The 15,938-nt window shown below is 43.1% G+C and carries 12 protein-coding genes; 4 read left to right on the top strand and 8 right to left on the bottom strand.

Features of this window, described 5'->3' with window-relative positions:
* The coding region (locus tag AX660_RS03390; protein ID WP_068372543.1) for an SLC13 family permease at positions 1–1,033 on the bottom strand (1,033 nt) is incomplete at its 3' end.
* 238 nt (positions 1,034–1,271) lie between these two features.
* Here AX660_RS03390 and AX660_RS03385 point away from each other — a divergent pair.
* Positions 1,272–2,561: an NAD(P)/FAD-dependent oxidoreductase gene (locus AX660_RS03385; protein WP_068372540.1), complete on the top strand. Its 1,290-nt coding sequence runs from the start codon at positions 1,272–1,274 to the stop codon at positions 2,559–2,561.
* Here AX660_RS03385 and AX660_RS03380 read toward each other — a convergent pair.
* From AX660_RS03380 to AX660_RS03365, 4 genes are all read right to left on the bottom strand, one after another.
* Complete coding sequence (locus AX660_RS03380; protein ID WP_068372537.1) at positions 2,548–4,164, bottom strand: diguanylate cyclase domain-containing protein; 1,617 nt, start codon at positions 4,162–4,164, stop codon at positions 2,548–2,550. The two genes, AX660_RS03385 and AX660_RS03380, sit on opposite strands and share 14 nt — an antisense overlap.
* A complete protein-coding gene (locus AX660_RS03375) occupies positions 4,154–4,582 on the bottom strand; it encodes a hypothetical protein (protein ID WP_068372534.1) in 429 nt (142 codons plus the stop codon). Before AX660_RS03375 ends, AX660_RS03380 begins: the two co-directional genes overlap by 11 nt.
* A gap of 2 nt (positions 4,583–4,584) precedes the next feature.
* Complete coding sequence (locus AX660_RS03370; RefSeq protein WP_068372531.1) at positions 4,585–5,847, bottom strand: hypothetical protein; 1,263 nt, start codon at positions 5,845–5,847, stop codon at positions 4,585–4,587.
* A 269-nt stretch (positions 5,848–6,116) separates the two neighbouring features.
* Positions 6,117–6,956, bottom strand: coding sequence for a hypothetical protein (locus tag AX660_RS03365; RefSeq protein WP_068372528.1), 840 nt, complete (start codon positions 6,954–6,956; stop codon positions 6,117–6,119).
* A gap of 151 nt (positions 6,957–7,107) precedes the next feature.
* On the opposite strand from AX660_RS03365, the gene AX660_RS03360 reads away from it, so the two are divergent.
* The 3 genes from AX660_RS03360 (at position 7,108) to AX660_RS03350 (ending at position 11,373) form a co-directional block, all read left to right on the top strand.
* A complete protein-coding gene (locus AX660_RS03360; RefSeq protein WP_068372525.1) occupies positions 7,108–8,100 on the top strand; it encodes a D-cysteine desulfhydrase family protein in 993 nt (330 codons plus the stop codon).
* A gap of 89 nt (positions 8,101–8,189) precedes the next feature.
* Positions 8,190–9,473, top strand: coding sequence for an amidohydrolase (locus tag AX660_RS03355; protein WP_068372522.1), 1,284 nt, complete (start codon positions 8,190–8,192; stop codon positions 9,471–9,473).
* 22 nt (positions 9,474–9,495) lie between these two features.
* Positions 9,496–11,373, top strand: coding sequence for an endo-1,4-beta-xylanase (locus AX660_RS03350; RefSeq protein WP_068372519.1), 1,878 nt, complete (start codon positions 9,496–9,498; stop codon positions 11,371–11,373).
* 107 nt (positions 11,374–11,480) lie between these two features.
* On the opposite strand, the gene glmS is transcribed toward AX660_RS03350, so the two are convergent.
* The 3 genes from glmS to glmU all read right to left on the bottom strand — a co-directional run bounded on the left by glmS (position 11,481) and on the right by glmU (position 15,571).
* The gene (gene glmS / locus AX660_RS03345; RefSeq protein WP_068372517.1) at positions 11,481–13,313 is read right to left on the bottom strand and encodes a glutamine--fructose-6-phosphate transaminase (isomerizing); all 1,833 of its coding nucleotides are present in this window, start codon (positions 13,311–13,313) and stop codon (positions 11,481–11,483) included.
* 13 nt (positions 13,314–13,326) lie between these two features.
* Complete coding sequence (locus AX660_RS03340) at positions 13,327–14,094, bottom strand: DeoR/GlpR family DNA-binding transcription regulator (RefSeq protein ID WP_068372514.1); 768 nt, start codon at positions 14,092–14,094, stop codon at positions 13,327–13,329.
* 115 nt (positions 14,095–14,209) lie between these two features.
* Positions 14,210–15,571 carry a bifunctional UDP-N-acetylglucosamine diphosphorylase/glucosamine-1-phosphate N-acetyltransferase GlmU gene (gene glmU / locus AX660_RS03335; RefSeq protein WP_068372511.1) on the bottom strand — a complete coding sequence of 454 codons (1,362 nt, stop codon included), beginning with the start codon at positions 15,569–15,571 and terminating at the stop codon, positions 14,210–14,212.
* Between the last annotated feature and the right edge of the window lie 367 nt (positions 15,572–15,938).

Genomic DNA, 15,938 nt, shown 5'->3' with positions numbered 1-15,938 from the left:
GGGTTTGTTTGCCCCCCGCCGGTACAACAAACACTGCCACAGCTGCCAACATAGCAATTCCCGCATCAGAAATACCCGTGAGACTAAACCAGTCTTCTAATAAGGGGCGAGTCATCCAGGCCAGTGCGACCAACAAAAAGATGCTACCGACTCGTTTTTCGGCCTTGCTTGCTGAGCCAAGTTGTTTTTGTTGCTCAAGTAAACGTTTTTTAGCTTCTTGGGGGGTACGAAAGTTGACTGGAAATACCACCTTAGTTAATACCCAGAAACACAGGGGCAACATCACCACTGCTAATGGTAAGCCCACTAACATCCACTGGGCAAAACCTATTTGTAAGCCATAGGTATCATTCATAAAACCAGCCAAAAAGGCATTAGGCGGCGTGCCAACTAAGGTCACCATGCCGCCGATAGTCGCTGCATAAGCGATACCCAAGAGTAAGGCTAAATTAAAGTGTTTGGTTTCCTGCCCCGACATAGTTTGCTCGCCTTTATTCAGTGTACTGATGATGGACAAAGCAATAGGTAACAACATCATAGTGGTCGAGGTATTGGTCATCCACATACTGAGTACTGCGCTGACCAGCATAAAACCCCAGATAATAGATTTAGCGCCAGTATTAGCATAACCGAGAATGAAATAAGCGATACGTCGATGTAAACCACTTTTTTGTAAGGCGGCAGCCAGAATAAATCCACCCAAAAATAGGTAAATCGTGGGGTTAGCATAGGGTGCTGAGGCACTTTTAATGTCGAGTATGTCTAAGGGCGCAAACAGCGCCAAAGGTAACAACGCAGTAGCGGCTACAGGCACGGCTTCGGTCGCCCACCAAATTGCCATCCAAATCCCCATCGCTGCGGTTGCCCAGCCAACATAGCCCAAACTAGCTGGTGGCGGGACTAACACCATCAGCAAGGCAATTAGCGGACCGGCTATTAAACTGATCCGTTGCACCGGCGTTTTACCGCTAGGTTGTTCAGCGTCACCTAATGGATTTTGCGCCTGCGGAGTGCTCGAATTTTGGGTATTCATAACGACTGGCCTTGTTTGTTAACGGAGAAGCATTTTCTGACTTTTGCCCTGTGCCGATTTTTGTTCGTGATTGTGTTCTCGGGCGACCACTAACGATTGTTAAGCACAAATAAAGTATTTAACGGTAGTAACAGCGCTTAAATATTCATAGTGCTGATATACTATTGGGCGTTTGCATAACTAGCAACATGACGTTTGTTTCAAAGGCAGTTTTAAAGCCAATACTAAGGAGAATAACGTGAGACGCATAGTGGTAGTTGGCGGTGGAGCAGGTGGTTTAGAATTAGTTGCCAAGCTCAGTAAATTTGCCAGAAAGCGTGAATTAATAGAAGTGGTATTAGTGGATAAACAGCGCACCCATGTGTGGAAACCTCTGTTACATGAAGTCGCGGCTGGAGTCATCGATAAAAACTCTGACGGTGTGGACTATCGTATTCACGCTAGTAGCCATCATTATGAATTCCAGCAGGGGGAAATGATTGATCTTGATCTTAAAGCTAAACAGCTGACGCTGGCCCAGCTGTTAGATGAAGAGGGTGAACAAATATTGCCACAACGTGTACTGACTTATGATGATTTAGTGATGGCACTTGGCAGTGTCAGTAATGATTTTAATACCCCAGGTGTGCGTGAACATAGTTACTTTCTTGATTCATTGTCACAGGCTGAACAGTTTCACCGCGCCTTAATCAATCAGTTTTTACGTATTAATTATGTCAGCGAAAATCAAACTCCGCTTAAAGTCAGTATTGTTGGTGGTGGCGCAACGGGTACTGAGCTGGCGGCTCAGCTTCATCATGTTGCCAATTTAGCTAATTCCTATGGCATGACGGCTTTGTCGGCTAAACGTTTGCAGCTTACCATTATTGAAGCTGGCCCTAGAATATTGCCAGCTTTGCCTGAGCGTATAGCAGCATCAGCCAAACATGCCTTGCAAAAAATTGGTGTGCAGGTACTGGAGAACACCCGTGTCATACGCGCTGAAAAAAGCGGTTTTGTCACTCAGGATGATAGCTTAATCGAAGCGGATTTAATGGTGTGGGCGGCGGGCATTAAAGCGCCTGATATCGTTAAAACCTGGGGGTTTGATACCAATAGATTGCAACAAATTATGGTAAATCAGCAGTTGCAAAGTAGTGTTGATCACCATGTTTATGTCTTGGGAGACTGTTGTGCTTGTGCCCAACCTGACGGTAGTTGGGTGCCACCCAGAGCTCAATCAGCTCATCAAATGGCAGCGGTGGTTTATCATAATTTATTGGCAACGGTGACAGGTAAGCCCTTAAAATCCTATGTTTATAATGATTACGGTTCACTGGTGCATTTGAGTAAATACAGTACGGTTGGCAGTTTGATGGGTAATTTATCTAACAGTAGTATGTTTGTTGAGGGGCACTTAGCGCGCTTTGTGTATAACTCGCTGTATAGCATGCATCAATTTGCGGTACATGGTTATATCAAAGGTGCGGTGGGCATGTTAAGCCGTCAGGTGAGTAAGTTTGTTGGTAGTAAGCTTAAGTTGCACTAATGGTTTTTTTCTTGTTAAAAAAGGCCACATGCCCACGGCCTTTTTCTTTAACTTGATACATGGTGTTGTCGGCGTTTACCATGAGCTCATGCAGTACTTTGCCATCATTAGGGCCAATCACAATGCCAATGCTGGCGCCGATTTCACATTGTTCGTATTCGCTGATTTTGATTGGCACTAAGATATCTTGCAACATGCCTTCGGCTTGTATGGCAGACAGGTTTTGATCAAAATGATCAATTTGTCTCGCGACGACAAATTCATCACCGCCCCAACGGATACAAATATCAGTGGATAAACAAAAACGACTTTTGATGCGCCGGGCTATTTCAATTAATACTTTATCGCCAGCTTCATGACCAAAGGTATCATTAACGGGTTTAAATTTGTCTAAATCAATCATCATTAATACCAGATGATGTTTGCTTTTCATGCTATCAAACAAGGCCTTATGCAGTTTTTTCTCACCGGCCCGGCGATTGAGTAAATGAGTTAAGGGATCATGATCGGCTTCAAAGCGGGTTTGAAACTCCCTTTCGGCACGCTCAGTCACGTCATGTAAAATCACTTCAATTAAACAACCTTGTTCATCTCTTTGGTTATTACGTTGGTCAGTTAATTTTGCAAACAAACAATGCATCCATTTTGTGGTTGCGCCGACGGTACATTCGATATCAAGGGTAATCTGCGTTAAACCATCTTCTTTGCGTATTTCACTTAACAGTTCTTCCAGTTTTTCGACGTTATTGAGGAGTAATGGAAAGTCTAAGGTCGCCATGTCATCTTTACCAGTAATAGTAAAATAGCCGGCAAAGGCAGGATTAAAAGTGGTGATTTTATTATCTTCGTTGAGCAAACATATACCTGCACTGGCTTGTTCAAAAATGAGCCTGAACTTCGCTTCCAGTGCTTGCGTTTTTTCTCTTAGTTCACGTTCATTGCTGATGGTGAGATGTAACTCGTGCATCAGGGAGTTTATGCCTATAGCAAGTTTGCCAATCTCGTCACGTGCTCCTTGTTTTAAGGTTAACATGCGCATGGTTTGTGGTGCGCTGGGATCGATAGAGGCAAAGCTGTCAGTCAAACTTTGAATAGGTTGGGCTAGGCGCCGGTGAACCATCAATGAGACAAAAAAGGCGATAACAATAGAATGGAGCAACATCAGCAGCACTTCTTTTTGAGTGCTTTGCTGGGCTTGTTGCTGAATATATTGATCGTCGGGATAAAGATTTAAACTGCCGACCTGACTATCAGCAATAAAAGGATGCATGAGTTTAATTGAGATACGTTCAGCTTGATTATTAATGTCGCCTTGGGCAATCACCATATTGGCTTCGCCGGTTAAGCTAACACCTTTAACTAAGTCGTTACTGAGCAAACCATTAACAATTTCCTGGCCGAGCTCGCGGTCTGATAAGTAGGCAGATATAGCGGCAGTCTTTTCCAGTGTTTGGGCTAACTGCCTAACCAACATATAGTTGGTGGCTTTTTTTTCATCCAGTCCGGAAAAATAAGAAACCGTTGATGTGGCAAGTGAGACAAGTACCGCAATTAAGGCAATGGAAATGGCGACACGGACGTAAAGTTTTTGACTAATTTTCATTTAAGCGATAAACCACTTTGACAGCATCAGTGAGTTCAGATTCCGGTATGTAAGCGATAGAAAACTCCGATATTTTGATTTTCTTTAAAGCGTCATCAACTGATTCTACCGCTTCTGGTGGTTTCGCCCGTCCTGAAAACAGCAACCTAGCCCAGTAAGCATTAATTTTTCGTTCGTCCTGATTAACTAATTTAAGGTAGAAATCATTTTTTAAGCTTGATTGGGCAGGTAAGTCTAGTGGCTGAGCATTTGCACCATTTGGAAATGTCAGATAACGGCCCATATAAATATCAATGACTTCCCTTTTTGAAAGAGTTTTGATGTCATTTTCTTTATTAACCACCACGACCAGATCTGAGCTCGCCGCATTTGAGCTCAAAACAAGTAAACAGCACAATAATAGTAGTCGTAATATCATAATCAAAATACCACGCTGCCACTGAGACTAAACAGGTTAATCTGGTGTTTGCTCGCCACATCAGTCTGGGCAGCCATATCCCATAATCCACCACCTATGGGTTGAAGAACAAAATGATCAATTTGAGCTTTAATCACTAGGTTATTAGAGAAATACCATTTTGCGCCAATATTAAAGGAATACTGGTCAACAATGGCTCTTTTGCTGGCTATATCTGTACCTTCTACCAATTGTAGAGTGGCCAATCTGATCTCTTCTGGCAAATACGATGGTAATTCAGGGGGGGCGACCTGAGGTTTAGCATTTTTATTTTTTGCTACCGATAAACTTGCAAAATAAGTCAGCTCGCCTATTCGGTAACCCAAACTAACATAGCCTGTGTAGTTAGACGGTGATATTAACCAATCAGAATTTACAGTGCCTATTTCTGCTTGAAATAGCCAATCAAAATTATCGTAGGCCAAACCTAATGCGCTATAGTTTATATTTTTATTCTTAGCATCAAAGCCTTGAGCATAGTCTGCAGCCTGAGACCACAATGAAGGGGGGATTGCGTTTAAAGCATTAATTAAACTGCTAAATTGATCCGACTTAAATTCTCGGATATCCGCTTTTGATGTGGATGCACGGAAAGTCCATGCGTCCTTAACATAGGTTGTACTAAGAGTAAGTATATTATTGAATTTAATCGAAAAATCTTGGTTTAAAGCACCAAGTTTAGGTTCGGTTTGTGCGGCAGCCAACTTGACTCTTAAATAACCTTCATTCACATCACTACTATATTCAACGTCGAAACCATCATAATGACTCACCGTTGATGCAAAGGCATAGTGCTCGTGAGGGGGTCTAGCCCATAAATAAGCGTAACCAACAGAGGGGTATTCAGATAGCAAATACATATCACTATTGATTCTCCCCCCGCGAACTGACCAATTTCTGTTTGGGCGATAACGTACAAAAGCAAGTTCAAGGTAGTTACTAAAGTCTTTGATTTCACGATCTTGAAGTACAACCTGAACCACTGAATCCCACTCTTGGGCAAGACTAATATTAACTTGTCCACCTAAGATAGAATCTCGATCAATAGACCAGCCAGCTTTTTCGTCGTTTAGATAATTAGAACGAAAATCAATATCAGGATCGTCGCTATAACTTACCGCTAATGAAGCAAAACCACTAAATTCCACGGCAAACTCATCAGCTTGTGTCCAAGTTGAAAAACAACCCAGAATGACTGTAAAAATTCGAATGCAACGATACACCATAGTTCGCCCTATTTATGCCAATGTGTTCATGTAATCAAATGATGCAAACAACAGTAATCCCTTTTACCCTACACAAACTATAGTAGTTTAATTTGTGCAGTTGACAAATAAGCAATTTGTTCATTCTAAACAGTAAATTGTATCAGTGTAATGAAAAATGCACTGGTACAACCGACGGTGAGCAGTCCGGCAGTATACTATAATGCACTGATTTTGCAGGCATAAATTGTCGCTTAAAACAGCAATAAAAGTTGTTAAATTTTAAGGACTTATTTATGAGTAATATTATGCTCGAGAGGGCTTTGTAAGCGTGAAAAGACAAAATCGACCATCTGACTTTGCAATTCAAGATGGTTAACACCAAAATTGTCAGTACTGCGTTCAGCTTCAATATTGATATAGCGAATACCATTTTTTTGCGCAAATACTGACAATGAACCATCATCTTGGCTGGCTTTACTGACTACTTGAGGATGTTGTAATACTACATTCCAGCCATGTTGTTGCATGGCATTAAAATCATCTTGATCCGTCACAAAGAATAGGTCGTCTTCATCACCTTGCGGGGGCGATGCGGCGATTAAAAAGCCAGCATCAAGAGCAAGTTTTTTATGATAATAATGAATGGAAATATCGCCAATGCCCTGTTTATCATCACCACGGTAACCCTGGGTATTGTTGTGGATAGCAACCCATGTTTTAGCATTATCTTTGCCACCTAAGGCATTCAGGATTAACTTGGCTAATGAGGCAGAGCGGCGCATAGCACGATGAAAGACATAAGTGTTTTCGCGCAAACTTGGATTGAGCTTGAGAATATTTTTACGTCTGCCTGCTTCGGTAAATATACGGTTTGGATCCATTCTGACACTAAATGGCTCAATGTTCAGACGGATTAAACGTTCGCCCTTTTGGCGTAGGATCACAAAAACTCCGCCTTTATCTTGAATTTGTTCAATTACATACTGATTAACCACGTTTTCATTTTCGTGAGGCGCGAAAAAAGCCCAGGTTGCTTCTTTTGAGGCTTGGCCAATGATTTCAAGTCGGATATCAGGTTGTTCTGGCAAAGCGATAATTTGGCTAAACAGCAAAAATAGCAAATTCACGTGATTTCTTTGACGTAGGAATATTGACGTAAAGTAGCAAAAAGAGAACGGCGCTTCAAAACAATATTATTCTGTGTATAAGCTAATGCTGGAATAAACTAGTCAGACCGCGTTAAGCTAACCAAATGTTCACTGCCTTGGTCGTTACGTTATGCTCGGACTAGATACCTTCCCCCGTATTCATTTGAGTCACTCAGCTACTCCCTTGGAGAAGTTGCCGAGATTATCGGCTTACCTAGGCTGCCACATATGGGTAAAAAGGGATGATTGTACCGGTTTGGCTGGCGGTGGTAACAAAACCCGTAAACTTGAATATTTATTAGCAGATGCTTTGCAACAGGGCGCTGATACAGTGCTTACCTTGGGCGGACTGCAATCTAATCATGCTCGGCAAACCGCGGCTGGGGCGGCTAAGTTAGGTTTGGCCTGTGAGTTGATTTTGGAAGACGTAAAAGGCGTGCCGCAGCGAGATTATTACCACAATGGCAATTTATTATTAGATCAACTTTGTGGTGCTGTCGTACATAGGGTGAGTGAGCCACAAAATAGTGCAGAGGTACTTAGTCAGGTACTGGCAGATTTAGCCACACAAGGTAAAACCCCTTATCTTATTCCTGTGGGCGGCTCTAACGCGTTAGGCAGTTTGGGTTATGTCAATTGTGCCAATGAGATCCTTGCACAAAGTGCAGCCTCGCATATTGAATTTGATCAGATTGTACTAGCCACTGGCAGTGCCGGTACTCAAGCTGGTTTGCTGGCAGGATTGATTGCCAACCAGTGCGACATTTCCGTGCTGGGGATTTGTGTTAGTCGTCCAGGTTTAGATCAACAAATACTGGTCGAAGATTTGCTCAAACAAAGCTTAAACCTCTTAGAAATTGATACTCACTTAATGCAAGGCAAGGTGAAAACCAATGGTGAGTATTATGGTGAAGCCTATGGTATGAGCACTGAAAAAATGGTTGAGGCAGTGCGTTTACTGGCGCAGCTAGAGGGCTTGTTACTTGATCCTGTTTATACAGGCAAAGCCATGGCAGGTTTGATAGATTTATGTCAGCAAGGTGTGTTTAAACCACAGCAGAATGTTTTGTTTATACATACCGGTGGTAGTCAGGGGTTATTTGCCTACAGCGAAGTGTTTTAATTAGCGGCGTTAATAACTAATAGGCTTCATGAGTTGTTGTGACGCACTTACCTTAGGAGAATTTTTTGAAATACACAATTCCATTAACAATGAGTCTCTTGCTCAGCACGACAGTTATAGCAGATACCCTAACTGAATCTGTTAAACAGCAACTGCCTGAATTAATGACAGTTTATCGCGACTTGCATCAAACGCCTGAATTAAGCAGTGTCGAAGTAAAAACAGCGAAAAAACTCGCCAAACAAGCACGTGAACTGGGTTTTACGGTCACCGAAAATTTTGGTGGCACCGGTGTGGTTGCTGTACTTAAAAACGGTGCAGGCCCTACTGTAATGATCCGCGCTGATATGGACGGTTTACCGGTTGTTGAGCAAACAGGACTAGCTTTTGCCTCTAAACAAATAGCCATGACAGAAGAGGGCACAGAAACTGGCGTAATGCACGCTTGTGCTCACGATACTCACATGACAGCTTGGTTAGGTACGGCTAAAGAATTAGTCGCACGTAAATCCAATTGGTCTGGCACTTTGGTGATGATTTTGCAACCAGCAGAAGAGCGAGGACGTGGCGCGCGGGATATGCTTAAAGAAGGTTTGTATGAAAAATTTCCTAAACCCGACTATGCCTTAGCCTTTCATAATTCAGCGGATTTACCCGCAGGCGTGATTGGTTATACCGATGGTTTTACCCTCGCCAATGTGGATAGTGTCAATATTACCGTGCATGGTGTGGGTGGCCATGGTGCTTATCCCCATGCCACTAAAGATCCTATCGTATTAGGCAGTCGCATCGTGGGGGCTTTGCAAACTTTAGTCAGTCGTGAGCTTGATCCACAAGAACCCGCAGTGGTTACCGTGGGGAGTTTTCAGTCGGGTTCGAAACACAATATAATTTCTGACAAGGCGACTTTGTTGCTGACTGTGCGCAGTTACTCTGATGAAACTCGGCAAAAATTGCTGGATGGTATCGCTCGTATTGCCAAAGGCGAAGCGATCACCGCTGGTTTATCCGATGAATTGATGCCAGAAGTCGAAATTCAAGACGAATACACACCTGCAACCTTTAATACTGCTGAAATTACTCAACAGATGGTTGGCTTGTTTGAGCAACGATTTGGGCAAGAACGGGTTAGAGCGATCAAACCCAGTATGGCTGGCGAAGATTTTGGCCGTTATTATCGCGCCGACAAAAGCATTCAAAGTCTGATTTTTTGGGTCGGTGGAGTACCTGAAAAACAATGGCAACAAGCTAAAGAAAGTGGTGCTAAGTTGCCCTCTTTACATAGCCCATTTTGGGCGCCAGAGGCGGATAAAGTGATCGCTACAGCTACCGAAGCACTTACCGCGGCTAGCTTAAAATTATTAGCTAAATAGCGCTATTTTAGGGTCTTAGCCTTTGTTAAATTTTCGTTCTGTAGGGGTATTACGCCATCAAGCTAACCTCTTTGTCTTTTGGTTCGCCGTATTAGTGGTGATGCCAGCGTGGGCGGCTCCCACTTATATACAACAACTTGAGCAACAACTACCTGCTAATGCCCAGCCCCAGTGGTTTTTTACTTCAACATCAGATGAAACCCTTAAGGTCTCGGGCCAGACTGGTGCATACAAATCCCAATGGCTCCCAAGTGATGGCATGGTTAATAGTCCAATACTACGTATCCACACCTTAAAGGAAACCGAACAAGCTTGGCATGTTGTCATGCATTCATGGAGCAATCCACAGCCTATCAAAAAAGATCAATGGGTAATGGTCAGTTTTAAAACTCGCCTATCGCCTGACGCTACCGAGGGCAATATACGAGGTCAAGTTGAGGTCAATAAGCCATCGTGGTTAGGCATTACCACTGTTAGTTTTAAAGCGACAGCACAATGGCAACAGGTTATTGGTGTGGCTCGATCACCAAAAAATTTAGATAAAAACGCTGCAATACTGAGTTTGCATTTGGGGTTGGGCAAACAAAGCATTGATATAGCCGAACTTGCTTTGGTGGCACTTGCCAGTGACGTTAACGAAAACGAACTCCCTGTTACAGCACTGCAATATGACGGCATGGAAGCAGAGGCACCATGGCGAAATACCGCGCAGACGATGATTGAGCAACATCGTAAAGGCCAACTTAAACTTAACGTGCTAAATAGTGACGGCCAAGCTCTGCTTGGTGCCCAAGTTATATTGCAGCAGCGTCGCAACGATTATGAGTTTGGCAGCTTTGTTAGCAATGTGTTGACCAACAATGCGCCAATTATGAATCAGTATCAGCAGTGGTTTTCATACTACTTTAATGTGGCGACTACCCCTGTGTATTGGGCTGATTGGGGGTGGGCAAACCCAGTGCGGCAGCAAGATTATATTGATATGGCGAGCTATTTTCAGCAACAACAGATCCCTTCTCGTGGCCACTCTTTGTTATATCCGGGTTTCCGGTTTAGTCCCCAATCTTTGGTGTCGCTGCGAGGTGATGCACAAGCTTTTATTGCACATATCAATCAGCATTTAGAAAAAGTGGTACCGCTATTTAAACAACTTGGTATCAATGAATTTGATGTCATAAATGAACTACGTGACGAACATGACTGGGCAAAAGTGGTGGGTGAGGATCGTTGGTTAGATCAGGTTGTTGCATGGTTTCACTTAGTCCACCGTTTGCATCCAGAGGCCAAACTTTATATTAATGAAAACAGTATTTTAACTGATGGTGGCAACAATATCCGTCAGCAAGATCTCTATTTTGAATTGATCACTACTTTACTTGCCAAAGGGGCACCACTACATGGTATTGGCATGCAAGGGCACTTTACGGCACTTGTTACCCCAGTAGAAAAGTTATGGACAGTACTCGACCGATTTGCCACCTTTAAGCTACCCATACGCATCACCGAATTTGATTTATCCACCCGTGATGCTCAAGGGCAAGCCGCCTACGAAAGTGACTTTTACACCGCGATGTTGGCTCACCCCGCCACAGTTGGCGTGACTCGCTGGGGCTTTTACCAACCACAAATGTGGACACCCCAAGGTGCGATGATTGATAACCAGGGGCAAGCCAAACCTAATGCCAAGGCATTGCATAAGTTATTTAGCCACACATGGAATAGCAGTGGGCAGTATCTTGTCGATAGTCAGGGCAAAGTAGAGGTTCAAGCTTTTTACGGCGAATATGCAGTGGAAGTGGAACATAAGGGCGTTCGTCAGCAATTTATAATTAACTTTGCCAATCCAACAACTCGGAAAAAAGAGTTAGCTCAAAATGAGTTTAAACTCGTCTTTCAATAACCCTAGTTTCTACCATTCAAAATGAATAATGGAGCCTAGTTTGGCTCCATTATTTGCTTGGCAATTTTTGACTATTTTTCCTTAAGAGATTTTAGAACCCTCAGGTTTTATTCGACAGTGACGCTCTTGGCGAGGTTACGAGGTTGGTCAACATCAGTGCCTTTGATGATAGCTACATAATACGAAAGTAACTGTAAGGGTATGGTGTAGATAATCGGCGCGATGGCGGCTTCACAATGAGGCACGTTAATCACCCGCATGGTCTTGTCGCTTTTGAAGTTGGCTTGTTTATCAGCAAACACGTACATGATGCCGCCACGAGCGCGAACTTCTTCAACGTTGGATTTGAGTTTTTCGAGTAGTTCGTTATTAGGTGCAACCACGATAACGGGCATTTCATCATCGATCAGGGCTAAAGGACCGTGTTTTAATTCACCTGAGGCATAGGCTTCAGCGTGGATATAAGAAATCTCTTTAAGCTTTAATGCTCCTTCCATGGCGATGGGATATTGATCACCACGGCCTAAAAACAAACTATGTTGTTTGTCGGCAAATTCTTCTGCTAATTCTTTAATGCCTTGAGTCAAGGCTAAGGTTTCTTCTAACTTAGTAGGCAGGCTATGCAACGCTTTAACGATATCGTCATGAACGATTTTTGGCATTGCATTATATTTGCCTAAGGCTAAGGTCAGCATTAAAAGGCCAGTAAGTTGAGTGGTAAATGCTTTAGTAGAAGCAACCCCAATTTCGGCTCCGGCTAAGGTCATAAAGGCCATGTCGGATTCACGCACTAAGGATGAACCGGGCACATTACAGATGGCTAAACTGGCGGTGTAACCTTGTTCTTTGGCCAAGCGTAAAGCGGCTAACGTATCAGCAGTTTCGCCGGATTGTGAAATCGTCACTATCAAACTATTAGGATGGACAAAGGATTTGCGATAACGGAACTCTGAGGCGATTTCCACATTGCACGATACGTTGGCGTATTGCTCTAACCAATAACGGGCTGTCATGCCTGAGTGGTAACTGGTGCCGCAGGCGATGATCTGTACGTGTTTAATCTTAGCTAAGATGTCTTCAGATCCATGGCCAAATATATTTGCGCTTACACCGCTTTCGCTGAGACGACCTGCAAGAGTATTGCGCACCACAGTAGGTTGCTCGTGAATTTCTTTGAGCATGTAGTGGCGATAACCGGCTTTATCACCTGCGTCATGTTCGACATCCGACTCGCTAACGTCACGCTCAACTAATCGACCTTGACGGTCATAAACTTTGATACTGGTGCGAGTAATTTCGGCAACGTCACCTTCTTCTAAGTACATAAAACGACGGGTAACAGGCAATAGTGCCATTTGGTCAGAGGCGATAAAGTTTTCGCCTATGCCTAAACCTATGACTAAAGGGCTGCCAGAGCGCGCAACGATGATACGTTCAGGATCTTCTTTGTCCATTATCACTGTGCCATAAGCGCCATGAAATTGCTTAACTGCACGTTGCACGGCAGTTAGTAAGTCTTTACATTGGTCTACTTCCCAGTGTACTAAGTGAGCAATGGTTTCGGTATCGGTATCCGAGGTAAAGCCATAACCTTTGGCCGTGAGATCTTGGCGCAATTGCTGATAATTTTCGATGATGCCGTTATGTACTACGGCGATACGTTCGCTGGAAAAATGTGGATGAGCATTGGCTTCGGTAACGCCGCCGTGGGTAGCCCAACGGGTATGTGCAATCCCAGTTGCGCCTTTAACCGGATATTGGTGTAAGGCATCGGCTAGTTCTTTCACTTTACCTATGCGTCTAGTGCGAGTGAGGTTGCCATCTGAATCTAACAAGGCTACACCGGCGGAATCGTAGCCACGGTATTCAAGACGTTTTAGGCCTTCAAGTAAGATTTCGACTACGTTACGTTCTGCAATAGCACCGACAATTCCACACATAAGCTTGCTCCGTTTAAAGGGTAACTGCGCAGATAACTTCTACGCCTTGTTGTTCAATCAATTTTTTAGCTTCAGCCGAGATGAGATCATCTGTGACTAAAATCGAGATGGCTTGCCAGGGCAATTCCACATTAGGTATTTTGCGTTGTAACTTTTCCGATTCTGCCATGACTATCACTTGCTGTGATACTTCGGCCATCACTTTGCTTAGTTGGGTCAATTCATTAAAAGTGGTGGTGCCATGTTCTAAATCTAATCCTGCTGCACCTAAAAACGCTTGATCAAAGTTATACGAGCGCAACACCATCTCAGCCATCTTACCTTGAAAAGAATGAGACTGGGTATCCCACGAGCCACCCGTCATTAGCACTTTGGGTTCGTTTTCTTGCTCTAATAAATAGTTACTAACTTGTAGCGAATTAGTCATCACGACCAAACCTAATTTACTTTTAAGTAAGGGTAATAAGGCAGACGTGGTGCTGCCGCTGTCAATAATGATGCGATTATGATCTTTAATTAAATTAGCTGCTGCTTGGGCTATAGCTATCTTTCGACTCGAAAGTTTTTCATTGGATAATTCAGAGGCATCTTTGGGCAGCAATACCGCGCCGCCAAACTTGCGCAGCAATAAACCATTGTTTTCTAACTCGCCTAAATCTTTGCGAATGGTGACTTCTGAGGTGGAAAATTGACGAGCTAGTTCATCAACTAGCACTTCGCCCTGCTCATTTAGGCATTCAATGATTGCACGGCGGCGTTGTTGGGTATTGCGTTTTTGCACAATAAACTGACTCTAAGTAGAAGACCGAGCCAGTTTAATTAATAAATTACTAAATGCAAGATTATCTTTCGTTATGAAAGTTATTGTTTCTTATTCGTAAGTATATGTGGGCTTATTAAGATTTCTTCACTGGACGTTGCCAGCCTGCAATATTGCGTTGTTTAGTACGGGCAATAGCTAGCTCTTCATCTTCGATGGATTTAGTAATTGTTGAGCCAGCACCCACAGTGGCATTTTTACCTATTGTTAGCGGAGCAACTAATGAACTGTTAGAACCGATAAAAGCACCATCACCAATTTCTGTTTTGAATTTATTCACGCCATCATAGTTGCAGGTAATAGTGCCGGCGCCAATATTAACTTTGCTGCCCACTGTGGTATCACCTAAGTAGGTAAAGTGGTTAGCTTTTGAGCCCACACCTAAAGTGGTTTTTTTCAGTTCAACAAAGTTACCTACTTTGGATTTTTCTAGTAATACGGTGCCTGGGCGTAAACGGGCAAAAGGTCCAACACTGCAATTCTCAGCCACTTTGGCTTGTTCAATAATGGAATTGGCTTCTATTACCGTGCCATCGCCAATTTCACAATCGATTAATACACAGTTGGGGCCAATAGTGACATTCGAGCCAATACTAACGGTGCCTTCAATCACTACGTTGATATCAATAACGATATCTTGCCCTACCACCAAGTCACCACGTAAATCAAAACGTTGGGGGTCGCATAAAGTCACACCCTTACTCATGAGAACGTTAGCTTGGTTAAGCTGAAACGCGCGTTCAATCTTGGCTAATTGCATGCGATTATTTATGCCCTCAACTTCAACAGCACTGCTGGGGTGTGAGGCTTTTATGGTTTTACCTTCAGTTGCAGCCATGGCAATCACATCGGTCAAATAAAATTCGCCCTGAGAATTGTTATTGTCTAACTGACTTAACCAACGTTTAAGATCCTTACTGCCCATGATCATCATGCCGGTATTGATTTCGCTTATAGCAAGCTGCTCAATTGTTGCATCTTTATGTTCAACGATGGCGGTGACTTGCTCGCCTTTACGAATTATGCGGCCCATGCCCGTTGGATCATCCAATTGCACGGTTAATAACGCGAGGTCCGCATGTTGTTTTACAGCTAATAATTGTTCAAGAGTACTGGCTTTAATCAATGGGGCGTCGCCAACTAAAATTAATACATCTTGTTTGTCATTTAGATGGGGAATGGCTTGTTGTACAGCATGTCCAGTGCCTAACTGCTCTGCCTGCAAACACCAGTTCATTTGATTGTGAGCTAATGCTTGTTGTAGTTGATCTCCGCCATGGCCATAAATAAGATTAATATTTTCAGCACCAATCTGACGAACGGTATCGATAATGTGCTGTACCATAGGTTTACCACCAATTGGATGTAAGACCTTAGGCAAGTTAGATTTCATTCTGGTACCTTTACCAGCAGCCAATATCACCACAGAAAACGTCATATTTTGTCCTTTGTATTTATCATTATTCGATCCCAATCCAAGGTAGTAAGCAATCTTTTGAATGTGTTAATTCAACATTTATCAATATCGATTTTAACTAAGTGCTTTGCTATTGTATCAGTATGTAGTTAAGTCGCGTGGCACTTTCAGGCTGTTATGATATTGGAACTGCTTAGGGCATTCAAACCAATTATCATGGGTTTAAATTGTTAAGGCCTTAGGTCATATTTGTGGCGTAATTAGAAGCTTAAATGATATAAATCAGCTAATTTCAAGATAAAACAAGGAACATCTTGATTTTGACGCGGCGCTACTGTGCAATAGCTCCTAAGCTGAAGAGATGACTGGCTGATATAAAAATTAAACT

The sequence above is a fragment of the Paraglaciecola hydrolytica genome (assembly GCF_001565895.1).
Lineage (GTDB): Bacteria > Pseudomonadota > Gammaproteobacteria > Enterobacterales > Alteromonadaceae > Paraglaciecola > Paraglaciecola hydrolytica.
Note: the sequence above shows the minus strand (reverse complement) of the source record. Positions and strands in the feature narration are given on the sequence as shown.